Origin of the sequence: Acidovorax sp. 59, assembly GCF_002754175.1 — a bacterium.
Taxonomy (GTDB): Bacteria; Pseudomonadota; Gammaproteobacteria; order Burkholderiales; family Burkholderiaceae_C; genus Acidovorax; species Acidovorax delafieldii.
Map to the genome: position 1 here is coordinate 2224323 of NZ_PEET01000001.1, position 17202 is coordinate 2241524.

Genomic DNA, 17202 nt, shown 5'->3' on the forward strand with positions numbered 1-17202 from the left:
AAAGCATCCATCAGCCCCACAGCACCGACCGCATCGAGATCGATGCCGACTGATAGCCCGTGTTGAAAAAGCGGGGCATCTCGCTGGGCAGCACGGCCCCCGCTGCGTAAAGCAGCGGCAGGTAGTGCTCGTAAGTGGGGTGTGCCTGCTGGGCCACGGCGCCCAGCTTCTGGAAGTCCTGCAAGGCGCCCAGCTGGCCCTTCTTGATCTGCTCCTGCACCACGGTGTCGAACTCCGTGGCCCAGTCGTAGGCTTCGTTGGCAGCCGAGCCACGGCGGGATGCGCGCAGGTTGTGCACGATATTGCCGCTGCCCACAATGAGCACACCCCGCTCACGCAAGGCCTTGAGCTGCTGGCCCAGCGCATAGTGCTCGGCCGGGGCGCGGCTGTAGTCCATGCTGAGCTGCATCACCGGGATACGCGCCTGGGGAAACATGGGCTTGAGCACCGACCAGGTGCCGTGGTCCAGCCCCCACTCGCCCTCGTCCACACCGAGGGCGGCGCCCGTGGCAGGAGATTTCAGCTCCTTGGCCAGGCTGCGCGCCACGGCCGGTGCGCCCGGCACGGGGTACTGCTGGTCGAACAGCGCCTGGGGGAAGCCGCCAAAGTCGTGGATGGTTTTGGGGTTGGCCATGCCGGTGAGCTGCCAGCCACCACGCGTGAGCCAGTGGGCCGACACACACAGGATGAGCTGCGGCTGCACGGCGCGCGCCATCAGTTCCGAACCCATGGCCTGCCAGCTGCGGCGCCAGGCGTTGTCCTCGATGGCATTCATGGGGCTGCCGTGGCCCACAAACAGCACGGGCATGCGGGGCGAGGGCTTGAGCGCCTGCAATGCAGATGCCGTGGCGGCGCTGCTAAGGGACGTGGTCATGAAAGCTCCCGGAAAGGCGGCCAGGCCCGTGAGGGCGACCAAAGAGGTTCTGCGTTGCATGGGTCAGGGAGCGTAACAAATTATGTATAACGCAGGGAGTGAGCCCACGCGCCCCTTGAAGTTCCAGCGCCGCGCCTTCTCCTTCCGTTCAGAACCAAAATACCGAGACAACCCCACACCCATGACCACCGCCCTGCCCCAGCCCCTGCGCAACACCCGTGTCCTGAGCCTTGCGCTCAACCTGCCCGGCCCCGCCGCCCTGATGCGCTGTGCACGCATGGGCGCCGAGTGCACCAAGCTCGAACCGCCCCCGCCCCCCGGCTACCCCAGTGCCGACCCCATGGGCATCTACAGCCCTGCGGCCTATGCCACGCTGCACCAGGGCGTGCGCGTGGTGCATGCCCACCTCAAGACGACAGAAGGCCAGGCCACGCTGCATGCAGAGCTGGCAAGCACCGATGTGCTGATCACCTCGTTCCGTCCGTCGGCCCTGGCCAAGCTGGGCCTCTCCTGGGAAGCGCTTCAATCAAAATATCCACGCCTCTCGCTGGTACGGATCGTGGGCGCGGCGGCCGAGCGGGCCGAGGAGCCCGGCCATGACCTCACCTACCTGGCTGATGCGGGCCTAGTGACCGGCACCGAGATGCCACCCACCCTGTACGCCGACATGGGCGGCGCCTTGATGGCCAGCGAAGCCGTGCTGCAGGCCCTGCTGGAGCGCGCCCACACCGGCAACGGCGCGTGCATCGAAGTCGCTCTGGCCGACGCCGCTGCCTGGCTGGCCCAGCCGCGCGACTGGGGCCTGACCACCCCCGAGGGCGACGTGGGGGGCAACCACGCAGGCTACCGCATCTACCCCTGCGCCGACGGCCGCGTGGCCGTGGCCGCGTTGGAACCCCACTTCGCCGCCAGCCTGTGTGCTGCCGCAGGCTTACCCGCCACGGGCGACCCGCAGGTGCTGCGCGCCCCCGCCACCCACGCGGCCGTGGCGGCCTTCTTGCGCACACAGACCCGCGCGCAGCTTGATGCTTTGGCGGTGGCGCAAGACATTCCTTTGCACACCCTGGCCTGAAAGCACTTCCTGACCGATGCAGAAACAAGGCACCGTCGTCCGCTGGGACGCCAGCCGCGCCTTCGGCTTTATCCGCAGCCCTGACACGTCCGCCGATGTGTTCTTTCATGTGCGGGACTACCGGGGTACCACCCCGCCCCGCGAAGGGCTCGCCGTGGTGTACGAGGAGATTCATGTCGGCGGAAAAGGGCCCCGGGCCATGGCAGTGTTGCCCACTGCACACGCGGGTGGCGCGTTCCAGCCCCGCAGCACGGCACCGACGCAGCCGCCCCCTGCGCACCCCACGCGGCGCGCGCCGGTGCAACGGGCGGGGCAACCTCAAGCACCTAGGCGCAGGCGCCCTGTGACGGCCATCGAACCGACCACTCCCACCGGCTCGGCGCTGATACGGCTACTCATGCTCGGCTGGGCGGGGCTGCTGGCCTGGGGCCTCTGGGCAGGCCGGCTGCCGTGGTGGGTGCTGGGCGCGGCGGTCGCCGTCAATCTCCTGACCTTTCTGGTCTACGCCATCGACAAAAGCGCCGCGCAAAACGGCCGGTGGCGCACCAAGGAAAGCCACCTGCACCTGCTGAGCCTTGCGGGCGGCTGGCCCGGCGCATGGTGGGCCCAGCAGTGGCTGCGGCACAAATCCCGCAAGGCGGAGTTTCGCGCGGTGTATTGGGCGACGGTGGTGCTGCATTGCGCGGCGCTGGGGGCCTGGCTGGGCGGATGGCTGGGCTAGCAGATGCGGTCAAAAACTTACAAATTGATAGCAATCAACCCATGAAGCACTAGCGCATCAAGCGCTTTTGGCACATATTCTTGTGACCCAGCCCCCTGCAACGCAAAGCGGGCTGACGCACGGATGGCCCGCCGGCCTACACAGCGCGCCGGGAGGCCCGGTTTCAATCCCAAAGGTCTGAAACACCTCAGGAGATGCCCATGAAACCCCTCGTCCTTGATTCCACCATGACCACCATGGGCGGCGTTTTCTACCCCACCGGCCAGGTGTTTGCGCTGTTCCCCGACGAGGACTGCGCGCGCCAGGCCGCACTCGCATTGCAGGCAGCAGGCCATCAGGGCGATGTCGCCTATGCCAGCCCCGAAGTCATCCTGCAAGAAATTGTGCACACCCTGGGCACTGCAGATGCGCCGCTGCCATCTGTGGGCGCCGAAGGCGACATGGTGCGGCGCATTGCCGACCTGGCGGGCTCCGGCCACCACGGAATTCTGATTGCAGTGAACGACAAAGACGACACCGACACGCTGGTGGCAGCCATTGCCCCCGAAGGCGCGGTCACGGCGTTCTATTACCGCACCTTCATCATCGAAGACCTGATCTCGCAGCCCGCAGACGATGGCCCGCAGTCCGTGCTGGTGGGCACCCACGCTGCGGCGCCGTAAAACGCCGGCTTCTGCCAGGCCTGGCAACACCTGGGCGGAGCCAGCGATGGCCCGCCGCGCGCAGGTTCAGGTGCGGGTGCGCATCGGCATGGCGGCCATTCCCCGCAGGCACAAGGGGTTGCCAAACTTTGCATGCGCTGGCAAGTTGATCTCTATATAGTGGGCCGGAAGCACCGCACCGCCGAATCAGCCACCCGTTCCAGGACAACCCTGGACCGCAGGCATTGATGGAGCATGCGGACACACTGATGAGGGCGCGCCGGATGGGGCCACCAGGCATCACTGGCGCAAGCAGCTTGGCACGAGGCGAGGGAGCCATCCATGGATGTATTGCAGCCGGTCGAGCGAAGGCCTGTGCCGTTGACGTTGCGGGTGACCTGGCCTTTCATCACCATAGTGTTGCTGCTGGCAGTGTGCGCCACGGCCAGCCTGTATGTCTTGTCCACGGTGCGTGCCTTCGTCGCTGGCGAAAGCCTATGGACCAAAGGTCAGAAGGACGCCATCTATTTTCTCAACCAGTACGCCATCACCGGCTCCCCCCAGGCCTTTGAAGGGTTCACCCGCGCCATGGAGATCCCGCTGGGCGACCGGGCGGCCCGGCTGGCCCTGGAGCCAGGCCAGGTGCAGACGGATGTGGCGCGTGACGGCTTTCTGCGCGGTGGTAACCACCCCGATGACATTGACGGCCTGATCTGGCTGTTGCGCTACTTTGACGGCTTTGATCTGGTGAAGAAGCCGGTAGACCAATGGCTGGTGGGCGACGAGTACATCCGTGCGCTGCGCGAGCTGTCGCACGAGATCCACCAGCGCAACACCGCCGGCACGGCGGACGCCCCCACGCGCGAACGGTGGCAGAACACCATCCGCGAGATCAACGCGGGCGTGACCCCGGCGGCCCGGAACTTCAGCGAGGCCCTGGGCGAAAGCTCGCGCCACATCGTGCTCCTGCTGATGTGGACCAACATGGGCATGGCCCTGGTGCTGATTCTTCTGACCCTGTGGCACACGCACAAGTTGCTGGCCCAGCGCCAGAACGCGGAGCGCGCCCTGGAGGTCGAGCGGGAACAGGCGCGCACCACGCTGGCCGCCATTGGCGATGCCGTGTTGACGACCAACATCCACGGCGAGGTCACCTACATGAACCCTGCCGCAGAAACCTTGCTGGCCCGCTCGGCCGCCCAGGCCACCGGGCAACCTCTGGCGCAGTTGCTGGTCTTCGAAGGTGATGCACCACCCCTGTCGGCCGACGCCCTGGTGCAGACGCTGCTGCGCAGCGATGGTGCCGCCAAGGGCAACATCCACCGTACGCTGGTGCGACCGGACCAGAGCATCGTTCCAGTGAGGCTGGTGGGCTCTCCCATCCGGCACCGGGGTGTGCTGACCGGGGCGGTGCTGGCGCTGCACGACGTCACGCGCGAGCAGCACTATGTAGAGCAGCTTTCGTGGCAGGCCAGCCATGATGCGCTGACGGGCCTGGTGAACCGGCGCGAGTTCGAGCACCGGCTTGAAGCCCTGCTCAGCCACCCGCGCCAGCCGGGCCGTGAGGGCTCGCTGCTCTACGTGGACATGGACCAGTTCAAGCTCATCAACGACACCTGCGGCCACCAGGCCGGCGACGAGATGCTGCGGGAGGTCTGTCGCATGCTGCAAAGCCACCTGCGCGAAGGCGACACGCTGGCACGGCTGGGCGGCGACGAATTCGGCATCCTGCTCAAGGACTGCCCCGTTGGCCCCTCGGCGCGCATTGCAGAGCAATTGCGCCAGGCTGGCCAGGACCTGCGCCTGGCCTGGGAAGGCCAGCAGCTCAGCACGGGCCTCTCCATCGGCATGGTGCAGCTCATCCCAGCGCTCACCTCCATCCAGGAGGCCATGCGCGTGGCCGACATGGCCTGCTACCGCGCCAAGGAAGGCGGGCGCAACAGGGTGTTCATCTACCAGCCCGAAGACATCGAGATGACCCGGCGCGAAGGCGACATGGACTGGGTGCGGCGCCTGCGCCTGGCGCTGGAGCACAACCGTTTCCAGCTGTATGCGCAGACCATCCGCGCGCTGCAAGGCACCGGTGATGAAGGCCTGCACATGGAGGTGCTGCTGCGCCTGCGGGAGGAGGAAAACGGCCAGCTGGTGGCGCCCGGCACCTTCATCCCGGCCGCCGAGCACTACGGGATGATGCCGTCCATCGACCGCTGGGTGATCCGCCACACACTGCAGGCGCTGGCGCAGCACCAGCGCACCCCGGGCGCCCAGCCGCTACACACCTGCGCCATCAACCTCTCGGGCACCAGCCTGGGGGATGACAGCCTGCTCAAGTACATCCGTACCACGCTCACCGAATCCGGGCTGGACCCCGCGCTGCTGTGCTTCGAGATCACCGAGACCAGCGCGATATCGCACCTGCCCAACGCGGTGCGCCTGATGAAGGAGCTGCAGCAACTGGGCTGCAGGTTCGCGCTCGATGACTTCGGCGCGGGCATGTCGTCCTTCACCTACCTCAAGCACCTGCCGGTGAACTACCTCAAGATCGACGGCGCTTTCGTGAAGGACCTTCTGCAAGACCCCACCAACCGTGCCATGGTGGAAATGATCCACCGCATTGGCCACGTGATGGGCAAGCAGACGATTGCCGAGTTCGCCGAGTCCGAAGCCACCGTGGATGCGTTGCGACTCATCGGCGTGAACTACGCCCAAGGCTATGCGGTGGCAAAGCCCGTGCCGCTGTCGGAATGCCTGGCGAGGGACTACACGACCGCCTGACCACCGCGCGGGCCTGGCGCGCCTGAGTCCCGCCACCCCACCGATGCCGTTGGCGCGGCATGCCAGCCCCCCGTTTCAGCCTGCAGATGCAATGGGCAGATGGACGCCCTGCCCGCCCCGCCACGCGAGCAGGCAAGCAGGCAAGCAGGCAAGCAGGCAAGCAGGCAAGCAGGCAAGCAGGCAGCGGACTATCGCGCTTTCTTGAACGGTTTGCCGCCCGCAGCTGGCTTGGCCGCGCCCCCGGTTACGCGCGGTGGCAGGCCCGTGTGCTGGGTCAGGATGCGCCCCTTGGTGGGCTGCTGCACCGTGCGCGACGCAGGTGCCACGGCGGGCTTGGCCCCTGTCGGGGTCGAGTTCTTGCGCCGCGCGCTCTGGTAACCACCGTCGGTAAGCGGCTGGAAGGTCGGAATCAGGTGGTGCTTGCCGTTACCGATCAGGTCCGCCCGGCCCATGCCCTTGAGCGCCTCGCGCAGCAGCGGCCAGTTGTTCGGGTCGTGGTAGCGCAGGAAGGCCTTGTGCAGACGGCGGCGCTTTTCGCCGCGCACGATGTCCACAGACTCTTCATCCACATCGCGCATTTCGCGGCGCACGCGGGTCAGCGTGTTGCGGCCCGAGTGGTACATGGCCGTGGCCGTGGCCATGGGGCTGGGGTAGAAGGTCTGCACCTGGTCGGCGCGGAAGCCGTTCTTTTTCAGCCAGATGGCGAGGTTCATCATGTCCTCGTCACTGGTGCCCGGGTGCGCGGCGATGAAGTACGGGATCAGGAACTGCTTCTTGCCCGCCTCTTCGCTGAACTTCTCGAACATCTGCTTGAACTTGTCATAGCTGCCGATGCCCGGCTTCATCATCTTGGTGAGCGGGCCCTGCTCGGTGTGCTCGGGCGCGATCTTGAGGTAGCCCCCCACGTGGTGCTGTACCAGCTCCTTCACGTACTCGGGCGACTTAACCGCTAGGTCATAGCGCAGGCCCGATCCGATGAGGATCTTCTTGATGCCCTTGAGCGCGCGGCCACGGCGGTAGATCTTGATCAGCGGGCCGTGGTCGGTGGTGAGGTTCTGGCAGATGCCGGGGTACACGCAGCTGGGCTTGCGGCAGGCGGCCTCGATCTCGGGGCTGCGGCAGCCCAGACGGTACATGTTGGCCGTGGGGCCACCCAGGTCGCTGATGGTGCCTGTGAAGCCCTTGACCTTGTCGCGGATGTCCTCGATCTCCTGGATGATCGAATCCTCCGATCGGCTCTGGATGATGCGGCCCTCGTGCTCGGTGATGGAGCAAAAGGTGCAGCCGCCAAAGCAACCACGCATGATGTTGATGGAGAACCGGATCATCTCCCACGCGGGGATCTTGGTCGCGCCGTCATGGCTGCCGTTTTCGTCGGCGTAGCTGGGGTGCGGGCCACGCGCGTAAGGCAGGTCGAACACGTAGTCCATCTCGGCCGTGGTCAGCGGGATGGGGGGCGGGTTGATCCACACGTCACGCGCCGTCACACCCTCGCCATGGGCCTGCACCAGTGCACGCGCGTTGCCAGGGTTGGTCTCCAGGTGCAGCACGCGATTGGCGTGAGCGTAGAGCACGGGGTCGCTTTTGACCTGCTCGTAGCTGGGCAGGCGGATCACGCTCTTCTCGCGTGGGGGGACCTTGAGCTTGGCCTTGAGCGCCGGATTGGCAACGAACTGGATCGGCTGAATGGCAGGATTGGGGCTGTTTTGGCCGGTAGCGCTGGTGTTATTTGCGGTGCCCGCTACAGAATCAGTAGCACTTCCATCTTCTTTGCTGCAGGTGCTGCCTTGGGCCGCAGCCTGCTCGCTGGTGGTCATGTACGGGTTGATGTGCGCCTCTAGGCGGCCGGGCTCGTCCACCGTGGTGGAGTCGATCTCGAACCAACCCTTGCCGCTCTCGTCGTCCGGCCGGCGCACAAAGGCCGTGCCGCGCACATCGGTGATCTGCTCCACCGGTTCACGCGCTGCGATGCGGTGGGCCACCTCCACCAACGCACGCTCGGCGTTCCCGTACAGCAGCAGATCGCACTTGCTGTCCACCACGATGGAGCGGCGCACCTTGTCGCTCCAGTAGTCGTAATGCGCAATGCGACGCAGGCTGCCTTCAATGCCGCCCAGGATGATGGGCACGTCCTTGTAGGCCTCGCGGCAGCGCTGGCTGTAGACGATGGCCGCACGATCGGGTCGCTTGCCGCCCACGTCGCCGGGGGTGTAGGCGTCATCGCTGCGGATCTTCCGGTCGGCGGTGTACCGGTTGATCATCGAATCCATGTTGCCCGCCGTCACGCCCCAGAACAGGTTGGGCTTGCCCAGCGCTTTGAAGGGCTCGGCGCTCTGCCAATCGGGCTGGGCGATGATGCCCACGCGAAAGCCCTGCGCCTCCAGCGTGCGACCGATCACGGCCATGCCAAAGCTCGGGTGGTCCACATACGCGTCGCCCGTCACCAGGATGATGTCGCAGCTGTCCCAGCCCAGTTTCTCCATCTCGGCGCGGCTCATCGGCAGGAACGGTGCCGTGCCAAAGCGCTTGGCCCAGTACGGACGGTAGCTGGTCAAGGGCTTTGCGGCGCGCGCAAAAAAGGAGACGTCAACGGGGGCGTTCATGCAAAGGGGGTCGCGGCCGCCCCCGGTGCGATGGGGGCCTTCGTGGGGCGCGTCTGTGGTGGATAACCCGTGATTTTACGTTGGCGGACGGTTTTTGTCGCCTTGGCAGCCCTTGCCCCTCACTGTTACAGGCTTGATGGCCGTCAGGCATATACTTGCTTTTGTCAATTAATTAACTGACATGGGCATTCATGAGCAACAACACCTCTACCCTTCCCGAGTCCGTCCCGGTGCCTGCGAGTGCGGTGAAAGCCGTGCGCCGGTTCAACCGCTTCATCACCCGCCGCATTGGCGTGCTGGACCCGTACCTGGGCAGCAAGCTATCGCTGACCGACGTGCGCGTGCTCTACGAGCTGGCCCATCGCGAGGCCCCTGTGGCCAGCGAACTCGCGCGGGAACTGGGACTGGACGGCGGGTACATGAGCAGGATATTGCGGCGTTTTGAGCAGGCCGGGTGGATAGAACGGCATGCCAACGCCAAGGACGCGCGGCAAAGCTTGGTCACGCTCACCGCTGCTGGACGCGAGGCGTTCGAGCCGCTGCAGCAGCGTTCGCGCGACGAAGCTGCAGCACTGCTCGCGCCCTTGCCCCCGGCTCGGCGCCAGGAGGTCGTGGAGGCCATGGAACGGATCGAAACCCTGCTGTCCTCCCCCTCCAACGCTGCGGATGGCACCCGAATCGCCGTCCTGCGCGACCCTTTGCCCGGCGACATGGGCTGGGTAGTGCAGCAGCATGGCGAGATCTATTGGCGCGAGTACGGCTGGGACAACCGGTTTGAGGCCTTGGTAGCAGACATCGCGGCGCAGTTTCTGCGCAAGTTCCAGCCCGCGTGGGAGAAGGCCTGGATCGCCGAGCTGGACGGAGAGCGCGTGGGCTCGGTGTTTGTGGTGCGCAAATCTGCCACCACGGCGCAGCTGCGCATGCTCATCCTCAGCCCCAAAGCCAGGGGCCTCGGCCTGGGCGCCCGCCTCACCGACGAATGCATTGCCTTTGCGCGTGCAAAAGGTTACAAAAAGATGGTTCTATGGACCAACAGCTGCCTCACAGCTGCGCGTGGCATCTACGGTCAGCGCGGTTTTCGGCTGGTCAAGACCGAGCCCTACGAAGGCTTTGGTCAGCAATTGGTGGGAGAGACCTGGGAGCTAAAGCTTTGAAATGAGGCAACACGACCCGCTGACCGACCAGCGGCCTTCAACGCGAGGCCACGGAGTATCTCGATGACTTTGTCCGATTCGCTTTTGATTCGCCCGGTCACGGCCGACGATGACCTCGCACGCCTGACCACCCTCATCCACTGCGCCTATGCACCCCACGCGCTGCGGGGTCTGCGCTACTGGGGCACCCACCAGTCTGTGGAAGATACGGCGAAGCGGTTTGCTTCAGGCACGGGGTTGGTGATGCTGGACGGCGAAGACTATGTGGGCACTGTCACGCTGCGACCGCCGCAACCCGAATCCTCAGTGCCGCTGTACCGCGACCCTTCGGTGTGGTCTTTGTGCCAGTTCTGCATCACCCCTGACACCAAAGGCCAGGGTTACGGCAAACAGCTGCACGCCTATGCCCTGGACTATGCCCGCCGAGCGGGCGCCCGGGTGATGGCGCTGGACACTGCGCAACCGGCCACGGCCTTGATAGCGATGTATGAATCCTGGGGTTACCGGGTGGTCGGCGAGTGCGACTGGCGCCCTTTGACCAACTACACCAGCGTGGTCATGGCATGCGACCTGGGCGCAGCAGACGGTTGCATGGGCAACACCGGCTGAAGGGACGCTGCGTGGCTTGTCACGTCACGCAGCACGCCGTATCACCACTCACCGATTTCCCGCACGCGCTGCGCCAGGTCCGGCATCTCGTCGTCGTGCTCTTCCATTGCGTTTGGCATCGCGCCGGTCGATGCCACCGTGCTGGCACCCGATGCCTGGGAGACCGAGGGAGAGATGAAACGGCCAAACAGATGACCAGTGAGGGAGGTAGGCAAAGGTGCAGAGAGCGAAGTGGCAAACATGGCGGTTCCTTTTCTGATGGCCCGGGTGCTTTCAAATGCGTAGCAACAGCGTAGGCCACAGCAACAAGTCCGCAGTGTAGGAACGCACGCCCATGGCATGTGTGACAGAACGCACATTCCCAACGCGATTTGTGCCGATCCACACCCTTCAGGGTCCGGGCTGTGACTTCCGTCACACACGGCTCCCTGCTGGCACCCCAAAGCGCTCGCCGTACACTCGCTGCCCCATGCCCCAGACTCTGGCTGCCCCGGCGCACAGCGAACTCATCATCAAGAAAAGCCGCTTCATCGGCTGCGTGCAGCCCATGGCCGACCGGGCCAGCGCGCAGGCGGCAGTGGATGCGCTGTGGAAGCAGCACCCTGGCGCAGCCCATATCTGCTGGGCGCTACTGGCGGGCGGACAGTCGGCTGCGGTGGACGACGGAGAGCCCGGCGGCACCGCCGGCCGCCCTATGCTGGACGTTTTGCGCCACCAGGACCTGGAAGGCGTGCTGGCCACGGTGGTGCGCTACTTTGGCGGCGTCAAGCTGGGCGCGGGCGGCCTGGTGCGCGCCTACACCGACACAATTGCCCAGGCACTGCTGACGGCCCCCAAGGTCACGCTGCAGCGCATGGCCCTGCTGCAGTGCCAGGTGCCCTATGCCCTGGAAGGCCTGCTGCGCCGCGAAATTGAAGCTGCTGGCGCCGAATTGGTGGACGTGCAGCATGGCACGCTGGTCACCTTGCAGCTGCGCCTGCCCCAGACGCAAGCCGCCCCTTTTGTCCAACGCATCAACGACCACGGGCAAGGCCGAGTGGGCTGGACGGACCCCGAGGCCTGACCGGACGCCGAGACCCAGCCCCCAAAGGGCAACCAGCTCGGTTTTCACATGCGCGCAAGCGCCCTCATCGGCCTCACTGAAACGGCCTGTGCGCCTACAACGTTGCGGCGGCTCGCGCGTCACACTCCGGTTCTTCAGATTCCGAGAAAGTCCCATGGCCCAACCGCTCGACACCATCATCATTGGCGCAGGCACGGCGGGCCTGGCCGCCCTGCGTGAAGTGCGCAAGCGCACCGACCGCTACCTCATCGTCAATGAAGGCCCCTGGGGCACTACCTGCGCCCGCGTGGGCTGCATGCCGTCCAAAGCGCTGATCGAGGCGGCCAACGCTTTCCACCGTCGCCACACCTTTGAAGCATTTGGCCTTCGGGGCGCCAGTGCATTGACCGCGGACCTGCCTTCCGTGCTCCAGCGCGTGCGCGCACTGCGCGACGACTTCGTGGCGGGCGCCCTCAAAGCCACCAATGAACTGGGCAGCAACCAGGTGTCAGGGCGCACCACGCTGCTGGGGCCGCGTTCGGTGGACATTGATGGCACGGCTTACGCCACGCGCAGCATCATCATCGCCACGGGATCACGCCCCCGTCTGCCCGAAGCATGGCTGGCGTTTGGCGACCGCATGCTCACCACCGACACCTTGTTCGAACAACCAACCCTAGGCCCCCGCATCGCAGTGATCGGCATGGGCCCGATTGGAGTGGAGCTATCCCAAGCGCTCGCGCGGTTGGGCCTGCAGGTGGCTGCGTTCACCACTGGCCACACGCTGGCTGGCTTGAGCGACCCAACGCTGAATGCCGAGCTGGCGGCCCTGCTCAAGCAGGACATGGTGCTGCACATGGGCGCCGAGGCGCAGCTGCGCGAAGTGCCTGGAGGCATTGAAGTCGCCAGCGGCGCCAACCGCGTGGTAGTGGACCAGGTCATCGCTGCCATGGGCCGGGTGCCCAACATTGAGCACCTTGGCCTGGAGACACTGGGCGTACCGCTGGATGCGCGCGGCCTGCCCACCGTAGACCCACAAACCCAGCAAATTGGCAATTTGCCGGTGTTTCTGGCGGGTGACGCCAACACCCACACCCCGTTGTTGCACGAGGCGGCCGATGAAGGCCATATTGCAGGCCTGAACGCCCTGGCCCCCAATCCCACGCGCTTTCGACGCCGCACCTTGCTGTCCATCGTGTTCGCCGACCCCAACGTGGCCGTGGTGGGACCGCGCGTGGCCGACATGGACGCGCACAGTACCGTCACCGGCACCGCCAGCTACACAAACCAGGGCCGTGCCCGCACCGCCCAGCGCAACCATGGACGCCTGTGCGTCTATGCGGACCATGCCAGTGGTCGCCTGCTGGGCGCCGAGCTGTGCACCCCTGACGGCGAGCACCTGGCGCACCTGCTGGCCTTGGCCGTGCAGCAGCAACTGACAGTGCACGACCTCTTGGGCATGCCCTTCTATCACCCCACGCTGGAAGAAGGCCTGCGCACCGCCTTGCGCGACGCAGCCCGCCAGCTGCCACACACCCACGCCTCCGACCTGGCCGCCTGCCCAGCCCTTGGGGTACCCGCGCTGGACTAGGCGGAGCACTACAGGGCAGGTTCACGACCGCTGACCATGTAACAACGCTCAAGCCGCGTTCTGCCGCGCCGATAACCCACCATTACCCCGAGGAGTCACCATGGACGTCGCCCTGACCAACAGCATCGTCAACACCGCTACCAACCTGGCCAGCGCCAAGACGTCTGACGCCTTGAACATGGTGGTGCTGAAAAAGGCGCTGGACATGCAGGCCGTATCGGCCGCCACCATGATCGACGCCATGCAGCAGTCCATGCCCCAGCCCCAGCTGGCCACCAGCGGCACGCTGGGCACCAACGTCAACACCTTCGCCTGAGAGCCTGAGCCCCTCCCTTCTGGGCACCTCAGCGCAACCGCGCAGGCGACAGCCCTTCCACCCCCACGCCCTCGCGCACCAGCTCCTCGGCCAGCGGCTCGCCCCGCAACAGTTGCCGCGCCAGCAACGAGGCGCCCGCCGCGCTCTGAATCCCATATCCGCCCTGCCCGGCCAGCCAGAAGAAGCCGGGCACGTGGTTGTCCCAGCCGATCACCATGTCGCCATCCGACACGAAGGAGCGCAGCCCGGCCCAGGTGTGCGATGGGCGGCGGATCTGGAACCGGGTCATTTCCTCGATGTGATAGATCCCGGTGGCCACGTCGAGCTCCTCGGGCACCACATCGTGCGGGTGCGTGGGATCCGCGTTGGCCGGTGAGCCCAGCAGTTGCCCCGCGTCGGGCTTGAAGTAAAAGCTTTCGTCGATGCCGATCACCGCAGGCCAGTGGGTGGCGTCCATGCCCTCGGGCACCGGAAAGGTGAACGCCGTGCGGCGGCGTGGCTCCAGCCCGATGGGCGGCACACCCGCCAGGCCCGCCACCACATCGGCCCAGGCACCCGCTGCGTTGACGATGGTGGGGGTGGCAAACACCCGCCCATCGGCCAGCGTCACCTGCCACACAGTGCCTTCGCGGCGCACAACCATGACCTCGGCGTTCGTCAGCACCTGGCCGCCGCGCTGGCGCAGGCCACGTAGGTAGCCCTGGTGCAGGGCGTTCACATCAATGTCGGCCGCCTCGGGCTCGCTCATGCCGGCTGCCACAGCCTCGGGTTTGAGGCAGGGCAGCATCGCCAGCAGCTCAGCCTTGTCCACCCATTGCACATTGGGCGAGGTGGCGTGCGCTTCGTCGTAGGTCTGCTTGAGCAGGTCCAGCTGGTCCGGCCCGGCCACATAGACCACGCCCCGGGGTGAGAGGATGGGGTCAGCGCCAAACTCCGCCGGCGGCGCGTCGTAAAACGCGCGGCTCGCCCGCGTCAGCGCCTGGATGTTGGGCGTGCCATAGGTCGCCATGTACAGCGCGGCCGAGCGGCCGGTGGTGTGATAGCCGGGCTGCGATTCGCGCTCCAGCAGCAGCACGCTGGCGCCCTGCCCTGCGGCGCCGGGCTGCACCAGTTGCCAGGCCACGGAGGCCCCGGCAATGCCTGCGCCGATGACGATGGTGTCTACGGTTTGCATCTGCTCCTCCTGCTCAAACGGCCGACACCTGTGCGGCCGATGCCGCACGGTCGTCACGCGGCAGGCTGCGGGCGTCGCGGGGGTCGGGTGCCACGGTCACGATGGAGGTCAGCGCGGGTTCGGCATTGGTTTGCATCAGCTTGGCGATGTCGGGCCGGGGCCGTGCCAGCCCAGCAATGCCCTTGAACGCCTGCTCCAGCGCATGCCCCACGCCCAGCGTGTGGCGGTCGGCACGGAAGCGCCCCACGATCTGCAGGCCAAACGGCATCCCGACGTCGTCCAGCCCACACGGCAAGCTCAGCGCCGGGTGGGTGGTGAGCGTGGTCACATAAGTCAACGCCAGCCATCGGTAGTAGTTGGCCTGCGGCTCGCCGTTGATATGGCTGGCAAACAGCTCGGTCCACGCAAACGGCGACACCGGCGTGGTGGGCGCCAGGATCACGTCGAACTCTTCGTACAGCTTCTGGAACCGCGCCAGGATCCGCGTCTGCTCGGCCTGCGCCCAGGCGCTGTCAAGCAGCGTCATGGCGGCGCCCATTTCGTAGTTGGCGCGGGTGTTGGGGCCCAGGGTGGCGGGGTCGCGCTCGTAGGCCTCGCGCGTGCTGGCCACAAAGGCTTCAGCGCGCAGCACGTCAAAGCAGCGGTGCACATCGCCCAGGTCGATGTCGATGGCGTCGCAACGCGCAAACAGGTGCTTCATGGCCTGTACCTTGCGGCGGAACACGGCGCGGATACCGTTGTCCACAGCGCAGGCACCAAAGTCCTCGGTATAAGCCACGCGCAGGCGGCTCAGGTCCACGGTTTCGGGTAACAGAAAGCTCATCGGGTCCAGCGGGTAGCTCAGCGGGTCGCCCGCCGACATGCCGGCCGATGCCGCCAGCTGCAGGCAGGCATCTTCCACCGTGCGGCCCATGGGGCCGACCACCGAAATCGGCGTCCAGCCCAGCAGCTTTCGCGAGCTGGGCACCACGCCGGGCGAGGGTCGGAAGCCCACCACACCACAAATGGATGCCGGAATGCGCAACGACCCGCCCGTGTCCGAGCCCGTACACACCGGCAGCATGTCACACGCAAGCGCAGCGGCCGAGCCGCCCGACGAGCCCCCGGCATTCAGGTTGGGGTTGAACGGATTGCCCGTGGCGCCCCACACGGTGTTGCGCGAATTAGCGCCCGCCCCCATTTCGGGGATGTTGGTTTTGCCCGTGACGATGGCACCCGCCGCGCGCAGGCGCGCCACCAGCACGTTGTCCTCTGCCGGAATGTGTTCGCGGTAGATCTGCGAGCCATAGGTGGTCAGCAAGCCCGCCGTGGCCTCCAGGTCTTTCACGCCCATGGGCAGGCCGTGTAGCAGGCCCAGCGGTTCGCCGCGCAGCACGGCTTGCTCGGCCGCTTTGGCCTCGGTGCGGGCGCGGTCGTAGCAGGTGGCGGTGACGGCATTCACATGCGGGTTCACCGCCTCGATGCGGGCGATGCAGGCGTCGAGCAGCTCCACCGGCGAAATCTCACGCGTGCCGATGTGATGGAGCAGTTCGTTGGCGGTCAGCTCAACCAGGGCTTGGGCGCTTGTTGTGGTCATCTCGGGCTTGTCTCCTTGTTCTGGTCACACGGGTTCAGTCTGCGGTGATGGCTGCGCGCTGTGCAATGGCGCGCATCAGCGGCAGCTCCTTGTCGATCAGCTCGGCCAACACCTTGGACGAAGCATAGGACGGCTCGAACCCCACCGCGATCATCTTGTCACGCGTTTCGGGGTCCGACACCACCTGGGCCAGCGCCAGCTCCAGGCGGGACTTCACGGCCGGCGGCAGGCCACGGGGCGCCACCATGGCCAGCCAGGTGTCCATCTCCAGGCCGGGGTAGCCACTCTCCGCCAGCGTAGGCACCTTGGGCAGCAGGGCCGAGCGTTTGCCAGAGGTCACCGCAATGGCCTTGATCTTGCCGTCCTTGAGCTGCGGCAGCGCGGCCGACACGGTGTCCACCGTGAACGGGATCTGCCCGCCGAGCAGGTCGGTCATCGCAGGTGCACTGCCCTTGTAGGGCACATGCTGGATCTTCAGGCCCGCCGCGTGGAAGAACATCTCGCCTGCAAACTGCGAGGTGGTGCCCGTGCCGAACGAGCCATACGAATACCTGTCGGGCGCCGCCTTCACCAGGGCCACAAACTGCTTCAGGTCGTTGGCAGGCACATCCTTGTTGGCGAGCAGAATCAACCCCGTGCGGCCCGTGATGCCAATGGGCTCAAAGCTCTTGACCGGGTCGTACGGCAGCTTGGCGCGCACGGCGGGGTTGACGGTGAAGGTGGTGCCCGAACTCATGAGCAGCGTGTAGCCATCCGGCGCCGCCCGCGCCACCGACGTCGCACCGATCACCGTGCCCGCCCCTGCGCGGTTGTCGATCACCACGCTCTGGCCCAGCTTGTCACCCAGCTTCTTGCCAATCAGCCGCCCCAGCACATCGGTGGCGCCACCGGGCGGGAACGGAATCACCAGCGTGATCGGCTTGGTGGGGAACGCAGCGTCCTGTGCCATGGCCGGAGTCCACCCAGTGGCCCCCAGGGCGGCACAGAGGACGGCAGACAAAAGCAGTTGCTTGCGGTTCATGGCGTGGCTCCAGATAAAAAAGTGAAAAGAAAA

The 17202-nt window shown here is 66.1% G+C and carries 15 protein-coding genes; 9 read left to right on the forward strand and 6 right to left on the reverse strand.

Annotated features, from left to right (window positions below):
* Positions 1 to 10 precede the first annotated feature (10 nt).
* Positions 11 to 916 carry a 4,5-DOPA dioxygenase extradiol gene (gene ygiD / locus CLU87_RS09995; protein ID WP_099730354.1) on the reverse strand — a complete coding sequence of 302 codons (906 nt, stop codon included), beginning with the start codon at positions 914 to 916 and terminating at the stop codon, positions 11 to 13.
* A 139-nt stretch (positions 917 to 1055) separates the two neighbouring features.
* Between ygiD and CLU87_RS10000 the strand changes: the two genes are divergently transcribed.
* The 4 genes from CLU87_RS10000 to CLU87_RS10015 all read left to right on the forward strand — a co-directional run bounded on the left by CLU87_RS10000 (position 1056) and on the right by CLU87_RS10015 (position 6083).
* The gene (locus CLU87_RS10000; protein WP_099730355.1) at positions 1056 to 1946 is read left to right on the forward strand and encodes a CoA transferase; all 891 of its coding nucleotides are present in this window, start codon (positions 1056 to 1058) and stop codon (positions 1944 to 1946) included.
* 16 nt (positions 1947 to 1962) lie between these two features.
* Entirely contained in the window at positions 1963 to 2667 is a 705-nt protein-coding gene (locus CLU87_RS10005; RefSeq protein ID WP_099730356.1) for a cold shock and DUF1294 domain-containing protein, read from the forward strand.
* Positions 2668 to 2867: 200 nt separating this feature from the next.
* Positions 2868 to 3329 (forward strand): hypothetical protein, encoded by a 462-nt coding sequence (locus tag CLU87_RS10010; RefSeq protein WP_056065035.1) that lies wholly within the window; start codon positions 2868 to 2870, stop codon positions 3327 to 3329.
* Positions 3330 to 3650: 321 nt separating this feature from the next.
* Positions 3651 to 6083, forward strand: a complete 2433-nt coding sequence (locus CLU87_RS10015) for an EAL domain-containing protein (RefSeq protein WP_233193757.1) — start codon at positions 3651 to 3653, stop codon at positions 6081 to 6083.
* 188 nt (positions 6084 to 6271) lie between these two features.
* On the opposite strand, the gene CLU87_RS10020 is transcribed toward CLU87_RS10015, so the two are convergent.
* Positions 6272 to 8686 (reverse strand): YgiQ family radical SAM protein, encoded by a 2415-nt coding sequence (locus CLU87_RS10020; RefSeq protein WP_099730358.1) that lies wholly within the window; start codon positions 8684 to 8686, stop codon positions 6272 to 6274.
* Positions 8687 to 8877: 191 nt separating this feature from the next.
* Between CLU87_RS10020 and CLU87_RS10025 the strand changes: the two genes are divergently transcribed.
* Together CLU87_RS10025 and CLU87_RS10030 are read left to right on the forward strand one after the other, a co-directional pair.
* Positions 8878 to 9840 (forward strand): bifunctional helix-turn-helix transcriptional regulator/GNAT family N-acetyltransferase, encoded by a 963-nt coding sequence (locus tag CLU87_RS10025; protein ID WP_099730359.1) that lies wholly within the window; start codon positions 8878 to 8880, stop codon positions 9838 to 9840.
* Positions 9841 to 9903: 63 nt separating this feature from the next.
* On the forward strand, positions 9904 to 10449 hold the full coding sequence (locus tag CLU87_RS10030) for a GNAT family N-acetyltransferase (protein WP_099730360.1): 546 nt from the start codon (positions 9904 to 9906) through the stop codon (positions 10447 to 10449).
* A 41-nt stretch (positions 10450 to 10490) separates the two neighbouring features.
* On the opposite strand, the gene CLU87_RS10035 is transcribed toward CLU87_RS10030, so the two are convergent.
* A complete protein-coding gene (locus CLU87_RS10035; protein ID WP_099730361.1) occupies positions 10491 to 10691 on the reverse strand; it encodes a hypothetical protein in 201 nt (66 codons plus the stop codon).
* A gap of 227 nt (positions 10692 to 10918) precedes the next feature.
* Here CLU87_RS10035 and CLU87_RS10040 point away from each other — a divergent pair, with 227 nt between their 5' ends.
* The 3 genes from CLU87_RS10040 to CLU87_RS10050 all read left to right on the forward strand — a co-directional run bounded on the left by CLU87_RS10040 (position 10919) and on the right by CLU87_RS10050 (position 13398).
* Positions 10919 to 11512 (forward strand): YigZ family protein, encoded by a 594-nt coding sequence (locus CLU87_RS10040; RefSeq protein ID WP_099730362.1) that lies wholly within the window; start codon positions 10919 to 10921, stop codon positions 11510 to 11512.
* Positions 11513 to 11666: 154 nt separating this feature from the next.
* Positions 11667 to 13082 carry a dihydrolipoyl dehydrogenase gene (locus CLU87_RS10045; RefSeq protein WP_099730363.1) on the forward strand — a complete coding sequence of 472 codons (1416 nt, stop codon included), beginning with the start codon at positions 11667 to 11669 and terminating at the stop codon, positions 13080 to 13082.
* A 100-nt stretch (positions 13083 to 13182) separates the two neighbouring features.
* Positions 13183 to 13398: a YjfB family protein gene (locus CLU87_RS10050; protein ID WP_056744641.1), complete on the forward strand. Its 216-nt coding sequence runs from the start codon at positions 13183 to 13185 to the stop codon at positions 13396 to 13398.
* 28 nt (positions 13399 to 13426) lie between these two features.
* Here the strand turns inward: CLU87_RS10050 and CLU87_RS10055 are convergent, their stop codons facing one another.
* The 3 genes from CLU87_RS10055 to CLU87_RS10065 are packed head-to-tail and all read right to left on the reverse strand — an operon-like array spanning position 13427 to position 17169.
* A complete protein-coding gene (locus CLU87_RS10055; RefSeq protein ID WP_099730364.1) occupies positions 13427 to 14572 on the reverse strand; it encodes an FAD-binding oxidoreductase in 1146 nt (381 codons plus the stop codon).
* Positions 14573 to 14585: 13 nt separating this feature from the next.
* A complete protein-coding gene (locus CLU87_RS10060) occupies positions 14586 to 16148 on the reverse strand; it encodes an amidase (RefSeq protein WP_099730365.1) in 1563 nt (520 codons plus the stop codon).
* Positions 16149 to 16182: 34 nt separating this feature from the next.
* Entirely contained in the window at positions 16183 to 17169 is a 987-nt protein-coding gene (locus CLU87_RS10065) for a tripartite tricarboxylate transporter substrate binding protein (protein WP_099730366.1), read from the reverse strand.
* Positions 17170 to 17202: the final 33 nt, after the last annotated feature.